The sequence below is a fragment of the Brevibacillus laterosporus genome, from assembly GCA_007833815.1.
GTDB lineage: Bacteria > Bacillota > Bacilli > Brevibacillales > Brevibacillaceae > Brevibacillus_B > Brevibacillus_B laterosporus_D.
Genome location: CP033464.1, coordinates 573,233 through 598,458, shown reverse-complemented (window position 1 = coordinate 598,458; position 25,226 = coordinate 573,233). Strand labels below are relative to the sequence as shown.

21 protein-coding genes and 1 pseudogene are annotated in these 25,226 nt (G+C 40.7%); 21 read left to right on the top strand and 1 reads right to left on the bottom strand.

What is annotated here, in order from left to right:
* The 17 genes from nuoN (at position 1) to EEL30_04035 (ending at position 14,948) form a co-directional block, all read left to right on the top strand.
* Positions 1 to 1,521, top strand: a complete 1,521-nt coding sequence (gene nuoN / locus EEL30_04115; GenBank protein ID QDX91624.1) for an NADH-quinone oxidoreductase subunit NuoN — start codon at positions 1 to 3, stop codon at positions 1,519 to 1,521.
* Between the two features lie 233 nt (positions 1,522 to 1,754).
* Positions 1,755 to 1,994 carry a DUF1146 domain-containing protein gene (locus EEL30_04110; GenBank protein QDX91623.1) on the top strand — a complete coding sequence of 80 codons (240 nt, stop codon included), beginning with the start codon at positions 1,755 to 1,757 and terminating at the stop codon, positions 1,992 to 1,994.
* Between the two features lie 74 nt (positions 1,995 to 2,068).
* Positions 2,069 to 2,818 (top strand): hypothetical protein, encoded by a 750-nt coding sequence (locus EEL30_04105; protein ID QDX91622.1) that lies wholly within the window; start codon positions 2,069 to 2,071, stop codon positions 2,816 to 2,818.
* 20 nt (positions 2,819 to 2,838) lie between these two features.
* A complete protein-coding gene (murA, locus tag EEL30_04100; GenBank protein QDX91621.1) occupies positions 2,839 to 4,173 on the top strand; it encodes a UDP-N-acetylglucosamine 1-carboxyvinyltransferase in 1,335 nt (444 codons plus the stop codon).
* Positions 4,174 to 4,333: 160 nt separating this feature from the next.
* The gene (locus EEL30_04095; GenBank protein QDX91620.1) at positions 4,334 to 4,834 is read left to right on the top strand and encodes an Lrp/AsnC family transcriptional regulator; all 501 of its coding nucleotides are present in this window, start codon (positions 4,334 to 4,336) and stop codon (positions 4,832 to 4,834) included.
* Positions 4,831 to 6,006 carry an aminotransferase gene (locus tag EEL30_04090; GenBank protein QDX91619.1) on the top strand — a complete coding sequence of 392 codons (1,176 nt, stop codon included), beginning with the start codon at positions 4,831 to 4,833 and terminating at the stop codon, positions 6,004 to 6,006. Before EEL30_04095 ends, EEL30_04090 begins: the two co-directional genes overlap by 4 nt.
* 100 nt (positions 6,007 to 6,106) lie before the next feature.
* Positions 6,107 to 7,105 carry a stage II sporulation protein D gene (gene spoIID, locus EEL30_04085; protein QDX91618.1) on the top strand — a complete coding sequence of 333 codons (999 nt, stop codon included), beginning with the start codon at positions 6,107 to 6,109 and terminating at the stop codon, positions 7,103 to 7,105.
* Positions 7,106 to 7,191: 86 nt separating this feature from the next.
* Positions 7,192 to 7,911 carry a M23 family metallopeptidase gene (locus tag EEL30_04080; GenBank protein QDX91617.1) on the top strand — a complete coding sequence of 240 codons (720 nt, stop codon included), beginning with the start codon at positions 7,192 to 7,194 and terminating at the stop codon, positions 7,909 to 7,911.
* A gap of 261 nt (positions 7,912 to 8,172) precedes the next feature.
* Positions 8,173 to 8,457 carry a sporulation transcriptional regulator SpoIIID gene (gene spoIIID, locus EEL30_04075; GenBank protein QDX91616.1) on the top strand — a complete coding sequence of 95 codons (285 nt, stop codon included), beginning with the start codon at positions 8,173 to 8,175 and terminating at the stop codon, positions 8,455 to 8,457.
* Between the two features lie 96 nt (positions 8,458 to 8,553).
* Positions 8,554 to 9,561, top strand: a complete 1,008-nt coding sequence (locus EEL30_04070) for a rod shape-determining protein (GenBank protein ID QDX91615.1) — start codon at positions 8,554 to 8,556, stop codon at positions 9,559 to 9,561.
* Positions 9,562 to 9,573: 12 nt separating this feature from the next.
* A complete protein-coding gene (locus EEL30_04065) occupies positions 9,574 to 10,476 on the top strand; it encodes a flagellar hook-basal body protein (GenBank protein QDX91614.1) in 903 nt (300 codons plus the stop codon).
* A gap of 18 nt (positions 10,477 to 10,494) precedes the next feature.
* On the top strand, positions 10,495 to 11,361 hold the full coding sequence (locus tag EEL30_04060) for a flagellar hook-basal body protein (GenBank protein ID QDX91613.1): 867 nt from the start codon (positions 10,495 to 10,497) through the stop codon (positions 11,359 to 11,361).
* Positions 11,362 to 11,391: 30 nt separating this feature from the next.
* Positions 11,392 to 11,634, top strand: a complete 243-nt coding sequence (locus EEL30_04055; GenBank protein ID QDX91612.1) for a DNA-directed RNA polymerase subunit beta — start codon at positions 11,392 to 11,394, stop codon at positions 11,632 to 11,634.
* 198 nt (positions 11,635 to 11,832) lie between these two features.
* Positions 11,833 to 12,369, top strand: coding sequence for a CDP-diacylglycerol--glycerol-3-phosphate 3-phosphatidyltransferase (locus EEL30_04050; GenBank protein ID QDX91611.1), 537 nt, complete (start codon positions 11,833 to 11,835; stop codon positions 12,367 to 12,369).
* Positions 12,370 to 12,515: 146 nt separating this feature from the next.
* Entirely contained in the window at positions 12,516 to 12,944 is a 429-nt protein-coding gene (gene fabZ, locus EEL30_04045; GenBank protein ID QDX95662.1) for a 3-hydroxyacyl-[acyl-carrier-protein] dehydratase FabZ, read from the top strand.
* Positions 12,945 to 13,077: 133 nt separating this feature from the next.
* Positions 13,078 to 13,818: a glycosyltransferase gene (locus EEL30_04040; protein QDX91610.1), complete on the top strand. Its 741-nt coding sequence runs from the start codon at positions 13,078 to 13,080 to the stop codon at positions 13,816 to 13,818.
* A 14-nt stretch (positions 13,819 to 13,832) separates the two neighbouring features.
* Positions 13,833 to 14,948 carry an undecaprenyl/decaprenyl-phosphate alpha-N-acetylglucosaminyl 1-phosphate transferase gene (locus EEL30_04035; protein ID QDX91609.1) on the top strand — a complete coding sequence of 372 codons (1,116 nt, stop codon included), beginning with the start codon at positions 13,833 to 13,835 and terminating at the stop codon, positions 14,946 to 14,948.
* 303 nt (positions 14,949 to 15,251) lie between these two features.
* On the opposite strand, the gene EEL30_04030 is transcribed toward EEL30_04035, so the two are convergent.
* On the bottom strand, positions 15,252 to 15,908 hold the full coding sequence (locus tag EEL30_04030; GenBank protein QDX91608.1) for a YigZ family protein: 657 nt from the start codon (positions 15,906 to 15,908) through the stop codon (positions 15,252 to 15,254).
* A 311-nt stretch (positions 15,909 to 16,219) separates the two neighbouring features.
* Here EEL30_04030 and EEL30_04025 point away from each other — a divergent pair, with 311 nt between their 5' ends.
* From EEL30_04025 to EEL30_04010, 4 genes and pseudogenes are all read left to right on the top strand, one after another.
* Positions 16,220 to 17,389 (top strand): TolC family protein, encoded by a 1,170-nt coding sequence (locus EEL30_04025; GenBank protein QDX91607.1) that lies wholly within the window; start codon positions 16,220 to 16,222, stop codon positions 17,387 to 17,389.
* Between the two features lie 418 nt (positions 17,390 to 17,807).
* Positions 17,808 to 21,059: an S-layer homology domain-containing protein gene (locus EEL30_04020; protein QDX91606.1), complete on the top strand. Its 3,252-nt coding sequence runs from the start codon at positions 17,808 to 17,810 to the stop codon at positions 21,057 to 21,059.
* A gap of 140 nt (positions 21,060 to 21,199) precedes the next feature.
* A pseudogene (locus EEL30_04015) lies at positions 21,200 to 21,592 on the top strand (hypothetical protein).
* Between the two features lie 63 nt (positions 21,593 to 21,655).
* Positions 21,656 to 25,057, top strand: a complete 3,402-nt coding sequence (locus tag EEL30_04010; protein QDX95661.1) for a sugar-binding domain protein — start codon at positions 21,656 to 21,658, stop codon at positions 25,055 to 25,057.
* Positions 25,058 to 25,226 lie beyond the last annotated feature (169 nt).

The following is a 25,226-nucleotide window of genomic DNA, read 5'->3' as shown; positions in this document are numbered from 1 at the left end:
ATGGACGTAAAAGATATCTTTTCTTATAACTGGAGTTATCTCCTGCCGGAGTTTACGATTCTTGGTTTTGCGACTGTCCTGTCCATTGTTGACTTGATTGCGGGTAAACGTCTGAATCGGACTATCATGGGGTGGCTGTCCTTGATAGGCGTTATTCTAGCTGGCTATTTCATTGTAAACAATGTGACTTCGCTAAAAGAACCTGTCGTTTACATGGCAGATATGATGCGGGTTGATCATTTTGGTAGTGCGTTCAAATTGATTTTGTTAGCTGGGGTCGCCTTTGCTTTACTGATGTCGATCAGCTATATAAAGAAAACAGATGAGGTTGTTCATTCTGGAGAGTTCTACTATCTAATGCTAATGGGATTAGTTGGCTGTATGGTGATGGCTTCTTCAGCAGATTTAATCACATTATTCGTGGGGCTGGAATTACTCTCTCTGTCTTCGTATATCTTGGTGGGTATGCGTAAGAAACGGATGGATAGCAACGAATCTGCCTTTAAGTACGTAGTGGCTGGTGGTATCGCTACAGCTGTTACGTTGTTCGGGATGTCGTATCTATACGGATTTAGTGGTACAACCAATCTGTACGAAATGACGCAACGCTTGTCAGAAGCTTACCAGAGTGGTTTTGGTCCGATGATTTTGATAGGTTTTGTCTTCCTGGTAGCAGGTCTGACGTTTAAAATCTCAGCGGTACCTAATCATATGTGGGCACCTGACGTGTATCAAGGGGCCGCTACGCCAGTTACTGCGTTTTTGGCAGTTGTCTCCAAAGGTGCTGGTTTTGCGCTCCTCATCCGCGTTATGATTTTAAGTTTTGCTGGGCTATTTAATCAAGAAACAAATCAAAGTGTTTTTAGTGGCATGCTCTGGATTTTGTCTATCGTAGCTGGATTGTCCATGATTGTAGGAAATACGCTGGCATTACGCCAAACAAACGTGAAACGTCTCATGGCTTACTCCGGTATCGCCCAAGCAGGTTATTTACTGGTGCCACTGGTTATTTTGCATCAGACATTCTTTTTTGAACAAATTATCTTCTATCTAGTTGCTTACCTGTTGATGGCGTTTGGTGCTTTTGCACTGATTATGGTGGTGACAGACGACAGAAAAACGCAAGATATCAAAGCATTCGCAGGGTTGTATCATCGCTCTCCACTGGCAGCCTTGGCTATGACGCTATTCTTGCTCTCGTTAGCAGGCATCCCTATCTCTGCTGGATTCTTTGGTAAGTTCTATATCTTCCTAAGTGCGATTGGAAGCAGTAGCTTCTGGTTAGCAGGAATCATGCTCGCTACCAGTGTCGTATCCTATTATTATTACTTTGGAATCATTCGACAAATGTATATGCGATCAGGGGAGACGGAAGCTGCATTGCGGTTGCCAATAGGAGTAACAATCATAGTGGTGCTGGCGGCACTAGGGACTTTTGTCTTCGGGATTGTGCCAGAGATTCTAATCCAGTATATCCATACTCATTTTAATCCGATGTTTAATTTGGGAGATATGCTGTAAACAAGAAATATAGGAAGTACAAAGAGGATGGCTATGGGCTGTCCTCTTTTTTTATGGAACCAGATCCTTAGCAGTCGTTAATGTTTCTAATGCCTATAAAGTTTCTAACATCTCTATGATATATAACGCCTTTTCCTTTCAATGGCAACAGGTCTATGGTAAAGTAATAAAAGAATTCACGCAGGGAAACGTTACAAAAATGGAAAATGAGTTTATAGAAAGAAGTGAGAGTTTTGTTGCTCGGTTCAAATGGGCTTTACTCCTTGATGATGATAATTATTTCGGTCATCTGTATTGGCATTAGCTGGTGGGCTATACAAGCTTTTCGCTTTGATCTATTTGTAAAACGTGCAGATAGTGCCCAAACCAAGCTATTACAAATCTTGCTTTCCATTGTTATCGGACATGGAGTAGCACGTTTTTTCATGGACTATTTAGGCTATTCTCTGTTACTCAATCAATTGTTTCATTAGATTGGTATAACCCTCCAATTTTACGTACACAATGACTACTAAGATATAGAAAAGTGTGCGGGGAGAGGGAAAGAATGAAAAAGCATGTAACTATGGTCTATGTTGTCATGTCGCTTATTGGTCTGTTTGTTGCAAGTGGATTCTCCTATTGGTCACAAGTAACTGAAGCGTCTGTGGCAACGCAGTTAATAGAAGCTGCAGAAACTACAGAGGCTACAATAACCGATATTGAGCATCGGGCCAGAATACAGCTTGCGTCTCTTAGCACTGCTAAAGAGTTTCTTTCTCTCGGTCATGAATGGAGCGGAATCTTGGGGATACCTTCTGCAAAAGCAATAATATCAGAAGGAGATCAGCTCATCTATCAAACCGAAGGAAAAGTGGGTCAAACCAAGCTTCATATTCGCTTGATAGGATTACCTGAGCCCCATAACATCGACGTATATTTGGTGATCTCGTTGGAGGGAAAGCGGATTCATGCGCAAGATATTGAAATGGCGTATGAAAAAGTTGTGGCTGAGACCAAAAGTAGGGGTCTGATTCCGCAATTTAGCACTTGTATTCGCGGAATATACAATGATACACTGAGTGATGGTTGGCAGGAGGCTAGGATTAATAAGGTTTTTACCCTCCTCCAAGCACAAGAAGTTGAGCGATTACAGGATGAATCTGTGACTAGTATTTCGGGCTATACCACACAATGGAAGCCGTATATAATAACCAACGATCGAAAGATGAATGTGCAAATAGCGACACATGTAGATTCGTTGAACCAATTGACTAGGATCACGTTAGGGACACCTATCATCACAGCGGAATACTAAGCACGCGGAGGGGTATAACATTGGAAAAAATTATTGTCCGCGGTGGTAAGGCATTAGCAGGAAACGTAAAGGTTTCTGGTGCGAAAAATGCGGTTCTACCGATTATTGCTGCATCTATTTTGGCAGAAGAAGGAATATCTATCATTCATGACGTTCCTGGATTGGATGATGTCCATACAATTTGTGAATTGCTTAAAACCCTGCAAATTGACATTACATATCGAGATGAAATGTTAACCATTAATGCGACTGATCTAAAGGGTGTGGAAGCTCCTTATGAATTGGTACGCAAAATGAGAGCTTCGTTCCTTGTAATGGGACCTTTGCTCGCGCGTAAAGGAAAAGCTCGTATTGCGTTGCCTGGTGGATGTGCGATTGGTACACGTCCAATTGATCAGCATCTTAAAGGTTTTGAAGCGATGGGTGCTAAAATTGAGATTGGCCAAGGATTTATAGAAGCGAATGTTAATGGTCGACTGCAAGGAGCAAAAATCTATCTAGATGTTGCGAGTGTAGGGGCTACTGAAAATATTATGATGGCTGCATGTTTGGCTGAAGGAACAACAATTATTGAAAATGCTGCGGAAGAGCCAGAGATTGTTGATTTGGCTAACTTCTTGAATAGTATGGGCGCTAAAATTCGTGGAGCAGGTACAGGATCCATTCGTATTGAAGGCGTAGAGAGCATGAAAGGTTGCACCCATTGTGTGATCCCTGACCGTATTGAGGCAGGAACTTTCATGGTTGCAGCTGCTATCACAGGTGGAGACGTTTTTATTGAAGGAATTATTTCCGATCACGTCAAATCCGTTACTGCTAAGCTTCGTGAAATGGGCGTTACTGTAGATGAACAAGAAAACGGCATTCGTGTTACTCGCAAGGGCGCACTGAAAGCTGTGGACTTGAAAACTTTACCGCATCCAGGGTTCCCAACTGATATGCAATCGCAAATGATGGCGTTGCAGCTTGCTTCAGAAGGGACAAGCATTATTACGGAAACTGTATTTGAGAATCGTTTCATGCACGTCGAGGAATTTAGACGCATGAGTGCTAATATTAAAATTGAAGGACGTAGTGCGATCGTAGAAGGTAGTGTTCCGCTCACTGGAGCTAAAGTGAGTGCTACTGATCTGCGTGCTGGTGCTGCGCTCATTTTGGCTGGACTTATTGCTGAAGGTGAGACAGAAGTAGGCGGATTGCACCATCTTGACCGTGGTTATGTGAATTTCACTGAAAAACTGCAACAACTAGGTGCCAATGTGAAACGCGTGAAAATGGAAGAGCAAGTAGCTCCAAGCACTGAAAAAGTAACAGCGAAAGCTTTGAAAGTAAATTTATCTCCTAATTTTGCGTAATGGCATAAAGTAGGATGAATGATTAGCAGAAAATCCCTTGCCTTTTGGTGAGGGATTCTTTACATTTGCACTGTGATACGCACGAAACCCGTGGTAATATGATGGATAAGTAAAAAAAACTGATAATAAATTAGCATGTAATGGATGGGAGAAGAAGATCATGGAGACTGTGAAAAGCAAAAAACTGCTAATGCTCCTGGAAGAAAATTGCCGACTGAGCAATAAGCAACTTGCGCTTCTATTGGATAGTACAGAAGAAGAGATAGAAGCAGAAATTAAACGTCTACAATCAGAGAAAATTATTGTGAAATATCCGGCGCTGATCAATTGGGAACGTGTGGAGGATAATCATAATGTAACAGCCATGATCGATGTCAAAGTAACACCGATACGCGAGGTTGGTTTTGAGAAGGTAGCGGAGCGTATTTCACGTTTCCCTGAAGTAAAAGCCGTGTATCTTATGTCGGGAGCTGGCTATGATATTTCAGTTGTACTAGAAGGTAAAACGATGCATGAGGTTGCTAACTTTGTAACAAAGAAATTAGCCGTTTTAGATAACGTCGTATCTACAGCGACTCACTTTATTTTGAAGCGTTACAAGCACGACGGTACCATTCTAGAAGATTATGACGATGATCGCAGGATGGTGGTAACGCCATGAGTCAGGTGACCAATAAAAGCCGTTTGTCAGCCATCGTAGAAGAACTCAAGCCTTCTGGCATTCGCCGCTTTTTTGATTTGGCCGCTTCCATGGAGGGTGTCATTTCGCTAGGGGTGGGAGAGCCTGATTTTGTGACACCTTGGCGCATTCGCGAGGCCTCTATCTCTTCTCTGGAATGTGGTTATACGGCTTATACCTCCAATGCGGGGCTCATGGATTTGCGGAAAGAGATTCAGCGTTATACAGAGGATTTAATCGGTGTATCCTACCAGCCTGCCAATGAGATCATGGTGACGGTGGGAGCAAGTGAAGCGATTGATATTGCGCTACGGGCCATTATTAATCCGGATGACGAGGTGCTAATTGTTGAGCCATGTTATGTCTCCTATGAGCCTGTGATTCGCTTAGCTGGTGGAGTCCCTGTCTTTTTACACACGTATGCAGAAAATCAATTTAAACTGACACCACAGGAATTAGAAGCTAAAATCACGGAGAAAACTCGTGCGATTATTTTTTGTTACCCGAACAATCCGACTGGTAGTATTATGAGTTTGGAAGAATGGAAGGAATTAGAACCAATTCTAACCAAGCATGATCTAATCGTACTCTCTGATGAAATATATGCAGAGCTGACGTTTGACCAACAGCATGAGAGTATCGTGAGCTTACCTGGTATGAAGGAACGCACGATTTTAATTTCTGGATTCTCTAAATCCTTTGCTATGACAGGATGGCGTCTAGGGTACGTTTGCGCACCGGAAGATTTGTTGCAGGGCATGTTGAAAATCCATCAGTACACAATGCTATGTGCCCCCATCACTGGTCAGATGGGGGCCTTAGAAGCCTTGCGTGGAGGGCGTGACGATGTGGATCGCATGGTGGAAAGCTACTGCCAACGTCGCAATTTTGTCGTGCAAAGCTTCTCTGAAATGGGACTTCCATGTCATAAACCTGCAGGAGCCTTTTATGCCTTCCCATCTATCGCTTCTACTGGTTTGTCATCCGCTGAATTTGCAGAGCGTTTGCTTATGGAAGAGAAGGTAGCAGTTGTGCCAGGTGACGTATTTGGTTCAAGTGGAGAGGGGTATATCCGTTGCTCATACGCCACATCCTTTGAACAATTGGAGAAAGCACTAGAGCGTATGAGTCGGTTCGTAGCGCGTCTCTCTTAACTTGCTTTTCTAATCTTGTAAATCGTTCTATCCTTCTGTCTTGGTTCATAGACTAGTACAGCATCAGGTTGTCTAGTTGAAAAGGCAGGAGGATTTTTTTATGAGACGTTACTTTCTTTTTCTGGTCATCACTCTACCGATTCTCCTTGTTTTGGTACCGGCAGCTCTAGTCATGTATCATACGCCAGATCCCACGGTGACTCCTGTTGTGATGGTGGAGCAGGAGGGCGAACCTTATTCGGACAACCAACCCCAGATTAATGTCTTTCGTAGCAAATTGAATCAGATTGAGAAAATGCCATTAGAGACGTACATCGAGGGTGTGGTTGCGGCAGAAATGCCAGCCGAATTTGAGCTGGAAGCATTGAAAGCCCAAGCAATGGCCGCTCGAACATATATTGTTCGGCGATTGGCGGAAGGGAATTTCCAAGATGTACCTAAGGGAGCGCATGTGCTTGATACAGTACGGCATCAGGCTTTTTTAGGAGAAGTAGAGCGGAAGGAAATGTGGGGAAAGCAGTATGAGTGGAAGCAAAATCGTATTCATCAAGCTGTGAAAGGTACTCTTGGTAAGGTACTAACCTATGAAGGTAAGCCAATTGATGCTACTTTTTTTTCAACCAGCAACGGATTTACCGAGAATGCAGAGGATTATTGGTCAGCTCGCATCCCCTATTTGCGGAGTGTAGCTAGCCCTTGGGATATTGATTCCCCTAGGTATGAGCAGAGCGTACAGATTCCACTTGAGCAATTTCAACAAAAGCTAGGCGTGATGATTGTGGCGACTGCTTCTGACGGCAATTGGTATTCCGTTGAGGAGCGAACAGCCGGTAACCGTATCGGACGTATTAAAGTAGGAGAAAAGGAATTTAGCGGTAAAGAGATAAGGGAAAAGCTAAGTTTATCCTCTAGTTCATTCTCTATGAAAATAAAACAAGGGAATGTGGTAATCACCACAAAAGGCTATGGTCATGGAGTAGGTATGAGTCAATGGGGTGCTAACGGTATGGCTAAAGCCGGTAAGTCAGCAGAACAGATCGTCAAATATTACTACAAAGGAATTACTATGCAAGATTATCAGAATGTTATGAAAGCGTGAGGTCTAGCAAAATTTTTTTAGTTTTCCCTTGTTCTTCAGGTTTATACGTCAAAAAACTGGCGATACTGAGGGATGAGGTGATCAAAATGGAAGATAAAAGAAATCAAAAACAACCTGTTTCTATGAAAAAGTCAACTTGGAGAAGTATCTTAGGTAAAAAATGGGCATTCCCAGCTATCTACATCGGGACAGCAGCAATTATCCTAGCATTCGTGATGTGGTATCAAGGAAGCTTGATTAATCAAGCAACCAAGACTCCACAACAAATCGACAACGTGACAGTGGTCAATGGTGATAACAAGCCAGCTACTGTTCATGAGAAAGAGGAAGCTGTTGCGGTAAACAACACGACTCCAACTCTTGCATGGCCTGTAGCAAAAGAAGTAATGTATGAGATCGGCATGGGCTTCTTTAATGAAGAAGCTAATGCTGATGAACAAGCCAAATCACTAGTGAAATTTAACGATTCTTTCGTACCGCACACAGGGATTGATTTAATCTCTACGAATGGAAAGACGTTTGATGTAACAGCTGCTGGTGACGGGAAAGTTGTGAAAGTTTACAATGATCAATTGGTAGGTAATTTAGTGGAAATCGAACATCCCAATAAGCTGGTGAGTGTGTATCAAAGCTTGGAGAAAGTCACCGTGAAGGCAAATGATGAAGTGAAGCAAGGTCAGACTATCGGTGTAGCAGGACGTAATGTATTTGAGAAGGATGCGAAAGCTCATCTACACTTTGAAGTCCGTATGGATGGAAGCTCTGTTGATCCACACAAATTTTTGAAAGAAGCACAACCGCAATAAATGAAAAATGATAATTAACAACCATCACATAACCTTAGGAAAAAGGGTCGGGAGAAATCTCGGCTCTTTTTTTATGCATGTATTTCTTATTGTGTAAAAGAAGCGAAAACCTAGACGGGGCGCGGATAAATGCCTAGTGAGTGTACAAACCATCAAAAAAAGATGGGTACTTGTTAGCCTGTCATATGAGGATATGTAGAATATGTGTCCCCCTCAACCCATATATTGTAACAGACAATTTGATGCTGGGAGGCGAGGGGCGTGCACGATTACATCAAAGAGCGAACCATTAAGATAGGTAGATATATTGTGGAAACGCGCAATACGGTTCGCATGATCGCCAAGGAGTTTGGAGTGTCCAAAAGTACGGTTCACAAGGATTTGACAGAAAGGTTGCCAGAGATTAATCCCGAACTGGCTAATCAGGTAAAAGAGATTTTAGAATATCATAAAGCGATTCGTCATTTGCGTGGAGGAGAGGCTACTAAAATCAAGTATAAGCGAAAGAATAAAAAGGCTCGCAGAGAGCAGGAAGAGAGCGTATAAGAAATATTTAATCAAGTGAAGGTTTTCCTTGTACAATTCTGAAATAATTCCTATAGTAATAGGTAGCAAGGTTAGTAAGTACAGGGAGGCCCTTTCATGTTAAGTAAAGATATTGGAATCGACTTAGGCACTGCCAATGTTTTAATTTATGTTAAAGGCAGGGGTATTGTTTTAGATGAACCGTCCGTAGTAGCAATAGATGATCATACCAAAAAAGTGTTGGCGGTAGGGAATGAAGCGCATCGTATGGTGGGTCGTACACCAGGTAATATTATTGCGATTCGTCCTTTGCGTGATGGGGTTATAGCTGACTTCGAGATTACAGAAGCGATGCTAAAACACTTTATGGCTAAAATCGGAGCAAAAAGTTTCTTCGCGCGTCCTCGCATCTTGGTTTGTTGCCCAACGAATATTACTTCAGTTGAGCAAAAGGCAATCCGTGAGGCTGCTGAGCGAAGCGGAGGGGCACGTGAAGTATTCATAGAAGAAGAACCAAAAGTGGCGGCTATCGGAGCTGGAATGGACATTTTCCAACCATCGGGCAATATGGTAGTCGATATAGGCGGTGGAACCACGGATGTTGCGGTTCTATCCATGGGGGATATCGTCACCGCCTCATCGATCAAAGTAGCTGGTGATAAATTCGATCTAGCCATTATGAGGTACATAAAGAGTAAATATAAAATGCTAATCGGAGAACGGACTGCTGAAGACATCAAAGTACAAATCGGAACTGTCTATGGTTCACGCCAGGATGAAATGGACATCCGCGGACGTGATATGGTAAGCGGCTTGCCGCAAACCATCACGATTCGTTCGCAGGAGGTTCAGATTTCCCTGGCTGAATCAGTTAGTCAAATTGTACAAGCTTCAAAAAATGTTTTAGAACGAACACCTCCGGAACTTTCTGCCGATATTATTGATAAGGGAGTTTTCTTGACTGGTGGAGGCGCGCTTCTACACGGTCTAGATCAAATGTTGATGGACGAGCTAAAAGTACCTGTATTGGTAGCAGAAGAGCCAATGAGCTGCGTAGCCAAAGGAACAGGATTGATGCTTGATTACCTAGATAAGCTTCCTAGTCGAAAAAAGTTTTTTGGATAAGGAGGAGTTCGCTTGATTAGAGGGCTATACACGGCCGGCTCCGGCATGGTGGCATTGCAGAACCGTCAAGAGGCGTTGGCGAACAATCTGGCCAACATTAATACACCAGGATACAAGGAGAAGGAGGGCGTGCTACGCGCGTTTCCTGAAGAGTTATTGATGCGTATGAATGATGAGGAAGGCCCTGAGGTAAAAGGCTATCCTAAGATCGGTAATCATTCTGTACAAATCGGTAAATTGCATCAAGGTGTCTATATGTCTGAATCGATTTCCAACTTTATACAAGGGGATATCGCCGAGAGTAATAATCCATATGATGTTGCTTTGACGGATAACTTGCCAATCCCAGAAAATGCCCCACTCTTTAATAAAAAACCAGTTCAGCCTAAGCTATTTGTTAGTGTAGCTAAATTGGAAAACGTAAATGGGGTAGCAACAGCGGAACAGATTCGTTATGGTCGCAATGGGAATTGGAATGTGAATCCACAAGGATATTTGGTGAATACCGATGGCTACTACATGCTAGGGAATGACAATCGTCCTATACAGATTAGTGATGATACAGGTCTTCTAGATGGCAAAATAACCATTGGTACTGACGGGCTGATTCACCTGTCTGATGGCACGACACGTCAACTAGGACTTGTGAAAGCTAACAATCCTTATCAAATGGTGCGCGAAGGCAACAATGTGTTTCGTGCGCAAAATCCTGAGGATGTACAAGCCCTTGAAGGCACTGACGACGGGCGGTTTGCCATTCGACAAGGATGGGTTGAGCGTGCCAATGTTGATCCAGCCCGTACGATGACTGACATGATGACGGTAATGAGAGCGTATGAAGCTAACCAACGTGTCATTACCACATTAGATGGTACGATGGATAAGGCCGTAAATGAAGTAGGACGTGTAACCTAATAGAAAAGGGGAGCCTGCATGCAATCATTAAACATATCTACATCAGCTCTGCGTGCTGTCCAACAGGTGATTGACGTTACGTCTAATAACATTGCCAATGTGAACACGGTAGGCTTTAAAGGGAGTAGTGCAGATTTTTCTGAGTTGTTGTCAGACACCATGAATAAACAACCGGTTAAGGACCAGGAGAATCGGAATACACCAGAGGGTATCTCTATTGGAAGCGGTGTGAAGATGGGCATGACCCGCATGAATCAAAAACAAGGTGGAGCGATGACGACAGGTGTTCCCACCGACTTAATGATTGAAGGCGACGGCATGTTTATTGTTCGCAAGCAAGCTATGGACGAAAATGGACAAGTTGTTTTCCGTAATGGACGCCCTGTGGAAGAGTATTATGCGACACGGAATGGAAATTTCCATTTGCAAAAGAATGAGAATGAGCGGTATAATCTGCTAACGGCGACTGGTGAAACGCTAGTCGACGCTTATGGCATTGAAATTGATATTGATATTGATATTGATGATCCTCAAGGTGGACAAATTACTGTCAACGAACAAGGTGGAATCTTTGTTAACGGAGAATCGGTTTCTGTCAGTGATATTCCTCTATTTAAGATTACAAACCAAGATCGTTATGAGCGCGTAGGACAAAATAATTTGCGAATTACGAACAATCCAGACGACCTGATAGGTATGACCCAGGTTGATTATGCTGAAGGTGAGGGTAAACTACACCAAGGCATGCTAGAAACTTCAAATGTAGAGTTAAATCAAGAAATGACGCAGCTGATGCTAGCCCAACGCGCCTACCAATTTAATGCGCGTGCGTTATCCATTACCGATCAGATGATGAGCACAGCAAATATGCTTCGTAGCAGATAATAAGCAATTCGTTAAGGAGGACCCCAAGCAGTGAACCAGGTAAAAGGACGTAAAGCGCAACGTGAAGAGCTGGATGCAAAAGAGGTAAGACCCAAAAACGGTAGGAGTTTTCCCAAGATGCTTGCAAAAGTAACGATGGTCCCTATCCTATTATTTATCTCTCTTGTGATGGGCCTTGCTATCGGGTTTTCTGTTGTGGGAAAGATGCCTCTATCACAAGCATTCCAGTATGAGACGTACAAGCATATCTATGATTTAATGTTTGCAGCGTAAAAAGAGTATAGAAGTTAGACTAGGTAGAAGCCCTCTTCAGAGTAGAAGAGGGCTTCATCAATTTCTACTCCTAGTTGCTGTTTGTTCTCTGAAAAGGGTATAATGAAAATTGCTTGTGTGAACATAAGGTGAATCATTTCTCTGGAAAATACTCTTCGCGCTCTTTCTATAGAGCCGGAATAAACGGAGGTATGCTCGGTGAATGTCCCTAATGCGTTAACTCTTTTACGCATCGCATTGGTCCCGATCTACCTGATAGTGTTCTTTTCCGCCTTTTCGTACCATATTACCTTAGCCTATTTCATTCTGATCTTGGCAGGTCTTACGGATGTGGTGGATGGGTATATAGCGCGAACATACAAAATGATTACTAGCACAGGTGAAATGCTTGATCCACTCGCCGATAAATTAATGATGTTAGCCGTTATCTTTTCTTTTTTGCTATCCGAGCGGATTAGCATCTGGGCGGCCTCCGTATTCTTTTTACGCGATTTAGCGATGATTATTCTTTATGCGTTGTTTCATTTTCGCGGTAAGAAGCTCGTATCAGCTAATATTTATGGGAAGGTAACAACCGTGTTATTTTACATTGTGTTTACTTCCATCATGTTTCAATACACATATGGTGAATTATTATTATGGATCGTCATTTTGTTCTCCATCTTGACCAGTGCAATTTATTTGATGAAGGTTTTATTGTTAAACAAAGATATGAAAGAAAAGAGCACTCCGTAAACGAAGTGCCCTCTATAGGAAACCCTCACCCTGATAGGGACAAGACAAGGGAGTACTTATATTGTAAGTAGATAGAACAACTCACATACATAAGCTTATGTATTGAAAATATGGAAGTGGAGGAAAGTCTTGTGGAATACCCAACAATTTTAGATTCTGTACAAATTCAGGAGATCATCCCTCATCGTTATCCGTTTCTTTTGGTGGATCGAATTATAGAAGTAGAATACGGTAAACGCTCTGTAGGATTGAAAAATGTAACCATTAATGAACCGTTTTTTCAGGGACATTTTCCTGGCTACCCCGTTATGCCAGGTGTTTTAATTGTAGAAGCGCTTGCTCAAGTTGGTGCGGTAGCAATTTTGGGTAAAGAAGAGAATAAAGGGAAATTAGCTTTCTTTGCTGGTATTGACAATTTCCGCTTTAAAGAACAAGTAACACCAGGTGATACATTGCTGCTAGAAGTAGAAATGACAAGGGTTCGTGGCACTGTTGGTAAGGGAAATGCAGTGGCACGAGTTGGCGAAAAAGTGGTAGCGGAAGGCGAAATTATGTTTGCGATCGGCAATAAATAAGAATATCAGACAAGAAAGAACATGGGCACATTCTGGAATTGATCTTGAATGTGCCTTTCTTTTAGAGTAAAATTGGCTACGTGCAACCTGTCTCTTTAAGGCCTACATAATAGAATTAGTGGGGGCATATATTATGAAAGTCGCGCGAATCCTGGGGGTTCCGTTTTCTACTAAAGGTTTGCAAGAGACGGTGCAACATTTGACCGATCTTGTCAAACGCGGGGAACGTACACACGTCATCACCGCTAATCCAGAAATCGTGATGCTATCTCAAGGAAATGTAAATATGGCACGCTTGATGGAACAAGCCTATATTGTGCCAGATGGTATTGGAATTATTTATGCAGCTCGGTGGTTACAAGCTCCGATCCGCGAACGTGTTACAGGTGTCGAATTAGTAGAACATCTCATGTTACAAGCGAATGAAAACGATTGGGGTGTTTATTTGTTAGGGGCTTCGCCCGAAGTAAATGAGAAAGCGGCGGAAGTTCTACAAGAACGTTTTCCCCAAGCCAAGATTGTTGGTCGTCAAAATGGATATTTTAAGCCTGAAGAAGAGGCGAAAATTGTCGCAGATATACAAGAAAAGAAACCAGATTTACTATTTGTAGCCATGGGTGCACCGAAACAAGATGAATGGATTGCAAAACACTGGACTGAACTACCTGTTTCACTTGCAATGGGAGTTGGAGGATGCTTAGACGTCATTTCTGGTAAAGTAAAGCGTGCGCCTAAGATGTGGCAACAACTGCATTTGGAATGGCTTTATCGCTTAGTAAAAGATCCGTCGAGATGGAGAAGACAGCTGGCAATACCACACTTTGTCGCCACAGTGCTGTGGAGTCGTTTGAAAAAACGTTCCGAGTCTCAGTAGAGAGGGGAAACATCATGTCTGGTTATGTCTTCGGACTGTTGACTGCAATGGTTGTGGCTTTTATCGCTACACCATATGTAAAGAAGCTAGCAATAAAAATTGGAGCAGTAGACGCTCCCAACGACCGAAAAGTACACACGAAAATTATGCCGCGAATGGGCGGTCTTGCGATTTTTATAGGATTTGTTTTTGCTCTTTTTATCTTTCTAAAACCTTTGACAAATGAAATGCTGGGAATCTTTATTGGTGGAACCATTGTTCTAATCACAGGGATTCTTGATGATAAGTATCAATTGTCTCCAAAATGGAAGCTGCTTGGACAGATAGTGGGAACGGCAGTTGTCGTGATGGGCTTTGGCTTAAAGATTGGAGTAGTTAATCTCCCATTCGGCAATGTTGGTCTAGATTTCTCCACTGGCTGGTTAGCTCTGCTAGCCATTCCAATTACGATGGTGTGGATTATTGGAGTCACTAATGCTATTAATCTCATTGATGGATTAGATGGATTGTCTGCTGGAGTATCTGGTATCGCTACAGCTACCATGGCTGTGATGGCAATTATCATGAAAGATACCGGCGTTGCGATGTATTGTTTCATTTTGCTTGGAGCAATCGTTGGCTTCCTTTATTTTAACTTTCATCCAGCTAAAATCTTTATGGGTGATACAGGAGCACTATTCTTAGGTTTTAATTTAGCTGCTCTGTCAATTATGGGCTTTAAAGAAGCTGTATTTGTTTCCTTTATCATTCCGATCGTAGTTCTTGGGGTTCCATTGTGGGATACATTCTTTGCGATTGTACGTCGTATTCTGAATAACAAACCAATTTCCAGTGCGGATAAGGGACACTTACACCACTGCTTGCTGAATATGGGGCTATCCCATCGAGCTACAGTGATCACTATCTATGGAATGAGTGCATTTTTCGGGGGAGCAGCGATCCTGCTTACTCAAGTAACCAATGCACAACATACGATCTGGATGACGCTCATTATTCTAGCTGTGCTAGGGTTTGTCATTCACATGGTAACAGAAATTGTTGGGCTAGTTGGACGTAAGCACCGTCCAATCCTCAATGCCTATGAACGTTTAAAATTAAAAGTAAGTAACTCGATACGTCGGGGTCAATAAGAGGAAGAGCCGCTGATTTTGGAGCGGCTCTTTTTGGTTTTTAGAATCCTTAGGCAGTAAGAATGTGTTTCCTTTTTTGAAAATATTATGGGCGTTTTAACCAAGAAAGATAGGAAAACTTTACGCGTAAATTTTTCCCTTCCTTATATAGGGGTATTTATTTCAACATAAAAGCACTTGGTGCTTTCCTTGTGTGGGAGACTAGTATTTTATAAGTAATCCTTATATAGTTGTATGCGAAACCAAATGAAAAGAGTGTAGTGCAACTTTCACTTGTTTTCCTGCGTCATATTAAGGAAAAGCTCACTCTGTATCTTCCTGAATGGCTTCAACAGGTAGCTCCACATACTCTTTTGTACCAAGAGTCAGTGTAGCTTGTCCGTTTGTAAGGTCTGTGATTCGTTCGATAAAAGTTGTTTCTTCCCCTTGTGGCAACTGCACATGCACGGTTACGGTATCTGCATAGTCTATACCTTCTACCCGGTGGTTTCCAAGTCGCAACTCGTTTTCCACCTTCCCCCACCAATGATAGTCGAGTGCAATGATTACTTCTTGGTGAAGAATGTGGGCAACGATGCCTGCCGCTTTCAAAGCAGTGACCGTACCAGCTGTATAAGCACGTACTAGCCCACCTGCTCCTAATTTGATACCACCAAAGTAACGAGTTACGACGACAACAGTATCTTTCACACCATTTTTCTTGATGCATTCTAATATGGGCTTGCCGGCTGTACCGCTCGGTTCACCGTCGTCGCTAGAACGCTGGATTTGGTCGTTCTCTCCCATGATGAATGCAGAGCAGTTATGGGTAGCGTCCCAATGCTTTTTCTTAATCATGGCAATGAAAGCAGTAGCCTCTTCTTCTGTGGTCACTCGCTGTGCATATCCAATGAAGCGAGAACGTTCGATAATGATCTCATCTTCCCCGTAGCCGGCCACGGTTTTATAATGTTGTAACATTTGCATCACCTCATGGTACCAGCATATCGAGAAACAGATTCTGTTGCAAATGATGTGTAATTTTTTGAGGATATTGAACGTATTGTAATTGAGTGCACGAAAAATTCGCTTGTAAAAATAATCTGCATGAGAGAACAAGGAGACTTGTATACAAGGATTAGGGTGCATCGCTAACTGGGGTCTAAGCAAATCTGTTACAAAAAACGAATGATTTGCCAGAGACCACTTTACGCTAGATGTGGTATGGTACTAATGTAGATATACGATTAGATTAATAAATATGAATGGTAGTAGAGAAGGAGTGTACAAATATGAATTTTCCTTATTCAAAAAAATGGGTCGCGCTAACAGTAGCAGCGATGGTTATGACTTCAGGTAGTGGACTTGCTATGGCAGCAACTACTACACCTGCGAAAGTAACGACTCAAGAAGTGAATGTAAAGAAAGAACAAGAAGTTGGTGCAAACGATCTTACTGTGGAAAAAGCAGTAGAACTTACATTGGAAAACAATATTGATTATAAAAAGGCAAAGATCGATGTAGACAATGCCCTGATTAGGGTGAATAACGCCAATTATAGCGGTGCTAAAATCAAGGAAGATATGATTGAAAATTTGGGCACTGCTCAGGGGAAATATGTAGCAACTGTTCGTGCAGAAGGACAAAAGGAGATTGGTAAGCTCTCTTTAAAGCGTTCAGAAGGTAGCTTTAAGCTGGGTACAGAGAAAGTATATTTTGATTTGTTAAATGCAGAAGATGATCTAGTATTGAAGAAACAAAGCTTAGAACGTTCTGAATCTCAATTGAAGATTGCTAACGCTGCTTTTAGCGTAGGTACACGTGCCAAGACAGATGTATTGCAAGCAGAAGCAGGGGTAGCTCAAGCGAAGGCTGCAGTTGCACAAGCTGAGTCTGCTACAGACATTGCTAGACTCTCTCTTAATAAATTCATGGGTGTAGATCTGAATAAAAAGTGGAACCTACTTACAAAACAAACAAGTGAAAAAGTAGAAGTAATGGATGTAGAAAAAGCGATCGAGAAAGCGCTAAAAGAACGTGTAGACATTTTAACCGCTGAACAAGAAATTAAGAATTCAGAAAAAGAGCTCGAAGTTATTGAGAAATACTCCATCCTCTCTGGATTCACAGGTCAAGAGGCTCAAAACACCTATGAAAAAAACAAATTAACGTTAACTCAAACTCAAAATCAAGTGAAAATGGACCTTATGCAGTCCTATTACAATCTGAATTCTATTAAAACATCATTAGAAGCTCTAAAAAAAGGAACAGAAGCTGCTTCAGAGAGTTATCGTTTGACCAAATTGCGTTTTGAGAACGGTCTGGCGACAGCGATTGAAGTAGTAAGTGCTGAGGAAGAGCTAGCAAAAGCGGAAAACAATTACCAAATGAATTTGTATAAGCTGAACTTGGCTGTGATGGCGTACGAAAATGCAATTTTGCAACCAGCTAGTGGTCAATAACTAAAATGTAGCGTGATTATCATCAGCATGTAAGCTGAACAAGTAGAAGAAACCAAGGGGGATAGATCATTCTATCCCCCTTGTCATGCGATAAAGGTAATTGGTAAAAGATTGTAGATGACATGTACTTCGACGATTATTATAATTACTTCTGTGAGTCAGCAGGCCTTACTTATTAGCCTGTGAAAAGTTTTTTTAAAAAATGTATGCAACAACCGCAACTTTTTAAAATCCTATGCGTTTAATAGTATGTCGAAGTAATTACGGTTAGATTCCTAAAAAAGGATTCACGAAGTCTAGCAACTATGATAAACTAATGACTGTTGCACTTTTATGACATGATTCGCTAGTTTTGCGTAAATTATGAAGGATTTTGTTCTTTCTAATATGCGATCCTGCGAAAGGGGGTGAAACGCGCTTGCAGGATTCGGGCTGGAAAAAGAAAGAGACAACTAGCAATAAGATATCCCAAAATCAATTGTTATATATTAGAGGAGGAGAACCTAAGGTTATGAAAAAGGTTGTTAATAGCTTATTGGCAAGTGCACTAGCACTATCCGTAGTTCCTGTTGTTGCAGGAGCAGAAGAAGTAAAAAATACAGGAACAGAAGAAACTACTCCGGCTCCACAATTGGATCCAGCAATGGAGAAAGTAGTAAAACGTTTGTCTGCACTAGGTCTAGCAGCAGGGGATGATAAAGGTAACTTTAACCTTGATCAAACAATTACTCGCTCTGAGTTCGCTACTTTGATGGTACGTGCTCGTGGACTAGAAGAAGCAGCAAAAACTGCGACTTTCAATCCATTCTTTAAAGACGTTATTGCTACAGATTGGTTCCAAGGTTTCGTTAGCATCGCGGTTAGCCAAGATCTAGCAAAAGGCTATCCAGACAAAACTTTCAAACCGAAAAATTCAGTAACTTATGCTGAAGCAGCTACTATGTTGGTACGTGCACTAGGTTATGAGCCATTGGCACTTCAAAAAGGTACATGGCCAAATAACTTTATCTCCCAAGCTTCTGAATTGGGAATTTCACAAGGTGTAACTATTGACGCTAACAAACCAGCTGTTCGTGGTGACGTCTTCAAGATGCTTGATAACTCTCTTCGCATCGACTTGATGAAACAAACAACTGTTGGATCTCAAAACAATCACGAAGTTCTTAAAGGTAAAAACCTTCTGAACGAATACCTAAAAGTTCAAGTTTACGATACAAAATGGACAATGACTGATCGTAACAAACCTGAAGATCTTCCTTCAGTTTCTAACGTACCAGTAATTGGTCTTGGATCTTTGAAATACAACGAAGTGGAATTGACTTCTGACAGCCGTTCTTTCTTCAACAAAGTGAAGTACAAAGTTGCTGACAGCATCAATGCCAACGACTACGCTGGTCAACGCGTACAAGTATGGATTAAAGATCGCGATAATACTGTAGTATGGATGGAAGGTTCCGAAGACGAAACAGTTGTTTTCGATAAATATTCCGCTCTTCATATCTCTGGTAAAAAATTGTCTCCTACAAAAGACAAAGACCAAATCAAGAAAGATAAGTTCAACAAACTTACTCTAGAACTTGATAGCGGTACAAAATACGATTTCGCTGAAGACGTATCTGTAACGTTTAACTTCGAACGTGCTACAAAAGCTTCTGATGTACAAGAAATGCTACAAAAAGTATTAGAAGCTGACGATGCTTATTCCGTGAAGGTTGTTCTTAACACGAAGAATGAAATTCGTTACATTAGCATCGTTGATGATCGCAGTGGCGACCAAAACTGGGTAAACAACCACTTTGGTTCTGAGCTAATCAAAAAAGTAACTGACAAGAAGATCACTACTTTGGTTGGTAAAGATCTAGCTCTTGAAGATAAAAAAGAAGGTATTGACTATCTAGTATTCTTGGACGGTAAACCAGCGAAATTGGCTGACCTTAAAGAAATGGACGTTTACCATGCATACCGTGCAGATGGTAACAAAGACAAACTTTTGATCTTTGCTAACCGTTCTACTAAAGAAGGTAAAGTTGAAAAGGTACGTTCGAAGTCTGAGAGCGACTACCGTATCGTTATCGATGGTAAAGAGTACCGTTTCAGAAATGCTTCTTTTGCAAAAGACAAAGACAAAGAAATTGAAGATCAAATCACTCCTGATGATATCGATAGACTTGAAGGTACAAAAGTTAAGGTTTACCTTGACGCTGTAGGTCGTATCCGTCATATCGAAGGTTACGAAGCTAACGATCGCAAACAAATGGCTATCATCTCTCGTTCTGGAACTTATGATCCTTATTCTGACCAATACACTTTCAAAGTTTACACAGAGAAGGGTAACTCTAAAACTGTTAAACTTGATGGTAAATACGTGAAAAATGAAGAAGGCGAAAAGTTCAGCGACTTGAAAAAGAATGAGTCTGAAAAGAAAATTGCTGAAAAATATCTAACATTGTCTAAGGACAAGAATTTCATCCTTGCACAAATTGAATTGGATGCAAGTGGTGATATTGAAAAAGTTGAGCTGAAAGATACTTCTAAAGCGAAACACATGAGCAAAGATCAGTGGAAAAAAGATTCTGATAAAGATGACGAAACAGTTAAATTTGGTGGAAAAACATATGATTTCAGCTCTTCTTCTGTAGTGTTTGATGGATCTAAAGGCATTCAATCAGGTGATGTAACTTCACTGAAAAGCCCAGGAACTATCAAATGGAGCAAAATTGCTGAGAAAGAAGCTGAAGTATACTTCACTGTAGATGGCAGCGATGTAGAGGCAGTATTCGTAGTTGACTCTAAAGGTATTGCTTCTGGTTCTGAGTATGGTGTAGTTGTTGAGGCATACAGATCTAGCGGCGTAGATAAACTAAAAATCAAACACCGTGACGATGACGGTAAATGGGTTGAGAAAGAATACAAATACGACGGTGACGGTAAAGACAAACTTGAGAAAACATTCATTCGTTTCAGCGCAGATAGCGACGATCTTATCGATGAAGATGATGTACGTGTAATCGTTGATGCACGTAGTGACGATGAGTATAAATACAAAATCCTTAAAGAAAAAGATTATGAAGATGCAGGCGTGAACGAAGTAATTCCTGCTCAAGTAGATAAAATTGAATCCAAAAAAATCTACTTCAACACATTCGATGAGAAGAAACAAAGCATCAGGCTTAACAAAGATGTTGTTTACTTCGATAACGAAGGTAAAGATCTCGGCGAAGTTGACACAGATGACTATGTAGTACTAGTTGATACAGATAATGACTCTGACAGTATCGATTATGTATTGTATGTTATCAGTGAAGATGATGCAAAAACAAATGGTTACCTGAAGAAAGACGATAACAAAGAAACTCTAATGGATCAATTTATGAAACAAAACTGGAAAGATGATAAGCCAGATCCAGGTGAAGATGATGGAGATCTAGATATCACTAAACAAACGGCTTCAGAAGTTCTTCCAGGTGTTTATGGTTATAACATCGTTGGTAAATTGACTGGCGATTTGAAAGATGAAGAAGAAGTAACAATCGTTCTTGGTGACAGAGAATTCACAGTAGAAGTTACTGATGGTAAATTCGAATTCACTAAGAGCTACAAAAAAGTTGACGAAGCTTATGTAAAAGTAGGCAAAGAGAAATTTGATCTAAACATCAAATTCGACAAATAATTTTTCCTCGTCAATAATATAAGCAGATGTATGGATAGATTAGAGACCTAGGTCTCTAATCTATCTAATACATAAATGTTAAATGTTATGTAAACAAGCAAAATAGATACTTCAATAAACGATATTTGGAGGGGTAGTAAGTGAATAAAAAAGTAATCCTATCAGTACTATCTACAGCACTAGTAACTAGCATGGCTACTTCTGCTTTTGCAGCATCCGGCGGAGTTTATATTGGTGGAAACGTAGACAGACACTATTCTGATGAAGCACTACTGAAACAACATGCTATGTTAGTTGCAGATTTGTATGACTCTGGTTTAGAGAATGTTGAAGACAATGTTCTTTTTGTAAACTGGGATGGTGAAGTAGCTACATTGCAACAATTGGTCGACGCTAAAAATGCTGGCAAAGAAGTTGAATACAAAACAGTAACTAGCGAAGATTTCGAAAAAATCGGTAGCGAAGAAGGTTTCTACGCTGTAGATGCTGATGGTAACGTTTCTACTGAAAAAGAATTGCAACCTGAGCAAAAACCAGTTGCTCCTGGCGATTTGAATGTTGAAAGCGTAAGTGCTATTACAAAAACAAAAGTCGAAGTGAAATTTAATAAAGCAGTTGATTCTATCGATGCTAAAAACTTCACTATCGCAGGAGCTACGGTAGAAGTAGCTTCTTTGAGTGAAGATAAGAAAACAGCTACTTTAACTGTTTCTGGTCTTAATTACGATACTGAGTATACAATTGTTGCCAAAGATGTATTAGTTGATGGCAAACCGATTACTTTGAAAGAAAGCAAGTTCAAAACTCCTGTAATTACAGATTTGTACAAGCTTGAACTAACTACTGACGCAGCAGGCGATCAGCTTAAATCTGACGGAGTAGATACCCTTGTAATTACTGCTAAATTGTTAGACAAAGTAACTGGTCTAGTTGATGAAAATGCTGATAACGTTGTAATTTCATTCAGCACGACTTATGGTAACTTAGCAAATACACGAGTAACTGTTCAAAAAGGTATTGCGACTGTTACATTAAGATCTGAATTCAGTCAAAATGATCTTGTAGCAAAAGTAGATGCCCAAGTTATTGAGGCATCTGGTGACTACAAATATCTAATTGGTAAAGTCATTGGGACAAAAGAAGTATATTTCAAAGTGAATCCTGGAGATACAGGTGAAATTGATCAATTACCTGTAGTTCAATCTGCTGGGTCTAATCAAGCAGATCGTGTAACTGTCTACTTCAATAAAAATGTTGATGTAGCTGATTTTGTACAAAAAGATGAAACTACTGGTAAATACAAAGTAGACGCTAATAAAAATGCGCTGCTTAAAACAGGAACTGAAATCAAGGTTACACAGGACAATGTAGCTAAAAAAGTTCGTGGACTGAAAAAAGTTGAGGGTAATCCAAAAGCACTTGAAGTTATTTTGGATAAAACTGAAAAAGTGGGCGACACATGGACAAATATTTTAACTGATAATAAGCCAGTTAAAGTAGAATTTGTTCAAACAAACACTGCAGGCCCACAAACTACAAAAGCTGAATTTATTTTAGCCGATGCTCGTAAACCAGAAGTAACATCAGTAGATGCAAACGGTCTGAAAACGGTAGTAGTTAAGTTCTCAGAATCAATTGCTCAAGCTCAAGTTTCACTTGATGGTGGTTTAACGGTAATTAAGGAATTAGAGTTCGGTGAATTTGACCAAGCCACTTTAGAAGATAAACGTGACCAATTGACTATTCGTACATTGGATTATCTAAAAGCAGGTACTCATTCTGTACAATTATCTTCTATTTATGACTTCGCTGGTTTGACAGATGATAAAAACATCTCTACCAGCCAGACTCTAGACTTTGAAGTAAAAGCTGATAACGCAATTCCATCTTCTACTGTAAGTGTTGAATCTCCAGAGCAGTTCCGTGTAACATTCAACAAAGAAGTTGACGGTTTAACAGCTGACAAAGTAAAACTTCAAGTTGCTGTTAAGAATGCTGATGGTACTGAGAGTTGGGTAAATGTAGCTGATGCGGCTGGCAAATATAAAGTAACTCCTGAATTAGCTATGGATGACACAGCTGAAAATAAAAATGAGTACGTGTTTGAGTTGAAAACTGACTGGACTGAAATTTACGATACCAAAGTAACTACCAAGAACTACTACAATGATAAGTATCGTTTATTCATCCCAGCTAGCTCTGTAACTAATCCAGCAAATGGAAAACACAATGCTGACATTGAAATGTTATTGAATGATACTATTATGACTACGCCTGATACTGTTAGTCCAACAATTAAAGACATTACTCAAATTAGTACGGGTCGTTATAATGTTGAAATGAGTAAACCTGTTAAGCTTCCTGGTAAAGACCTTGATACACCTTCTCAAAGTCAACCAAAAGTTCCAGAACCAATTATTGAGTTCTTAGGTAAAGATAAAGATGGTAATACTAAGACTATCAAGGGAAAAGTTGTAGACTACACTGATAAAAACCGTGCAGATAAACAATTTGAAGTAGTACCAACACCAGAGAACCTAGAAGACCTTCCACAGACTATTGTAAACAATGGCGGAGATATCCACTGGACACTTGTTGTTCGTTCTATCTCTGATGATGTAGGAAATACTGCCGAAACCTTGACTAAAGTCTTTGAAATTAAACCTGATGCTGTAGTGGCTGATGAAGTGTTCATGGTTAAAGGCAAACTTTCAGATAATACACTTTACAATGGAGTAGTTGGAGCCGAGAATGGTGATGGTCCTGATACAATTACATTGACGTTTACATCAGGTGTTCAGTATACAGGTAGCGAGAAAAATGCTGTAAACCCTGCAAACTATACACTTGATGGTGAGAACCTACCAAAAGGAACTATTCTTACAGTTTCAGATTCAGATGATAAACCTGAAAATGGTTATGATACTGTCATTATTTCACTACCTGATGGATCGTTGAAAACCTCTAAAGGTTCTAATCTGATTACTGTTTCTAAGAGCCTAGAGTCTTACAAAGGTGCTAAATTAACTGGTGAGTATGCAATTACTTTCGTTCCTGAAGCAGGTATAACTCCTGATGAAGCAAAAGTTGCTGATGCTGTAGCTAAGGCAATTACTAACCTTCCATCAGTTGACAAACTTACTCTATCAGACGAAGCAACACTTGTTGATGTACGTACTCAATACAATGCTTTAAATGCGATTCAACAAAAGGCTGTAAAAAATCTTAAAGTTCTAGAAGCTGCAGAAAAGAAAATGGCTGAGCTGAAAACAGCTGCTGGCGATGTTGCAGCTAATCTAGCAGCAGCTAAAACTGCAGTGACTGATTTGGAAACTGCAGCAGGTAAAGATCTAACTAAAGAAGCAGATCTTTTAGCTGCAGAAGCTGCATTGAAAACAGCTAAAGAAAAAGTAGCATTGGTTGCAGATGCTAACGAGAAAAAACTTCTTGATGCAAAAGTAACACTTGCAGAAAAAACAGTTACAGATGCTCGCGCAAAATTTGATGGCGACGCTGCAACTGCACTAAAAGATGCTAAAGCAGCTGTAGAAGCTCTAGAAGATGCAGCTAAAGAAGATTTAACAGTAGAAGCTAAACTAACAGCAGCTGAAACAGCTGTTGCAGATGCAGAAGCTACAGTAGCAAAAGTTGCTGCTGGTGCTGAAAAAACAGAACTTGAAGGAAAAGTAGCTGCTGCTAAGAAAACAGTTACAGATGCTCGTACTGAGTTTGATAAAGCAAAAGAAGCAGCTGAATTGAAAGCAGCTAAAGATGCTCTTGAAGAAGCGATTACAGCTGCAAAAGAACAAAATAGTGTAGCAGTAGCTGGAACTAATGCGGGAGAATATCCTCAAGTAGCTAAAGATGCTTATAACGATGAAATCCAAGAAGCAGAAGTAGTATTTAATAATGCTGCTGCTACGAAAGCTGAGTTAGAAGCAGCTAAAGTAGCTCTTGATACAGCTAAGGCTACTTTTGAAGGTACAGTAATTTCTTAATTAAAGAATGTATATCTTCATTAATTCGTTGAAGTAAAAGAAGAAAAGAGCCCCCTATGACAAAGCATTACTGCTGAGTCTAGGGGGCTCTCTAACTATCAGATACTATTAACATAAACACCTTATTGAAACTGAAACTTTTAACTACTAGAAATCAATTTATTTATAT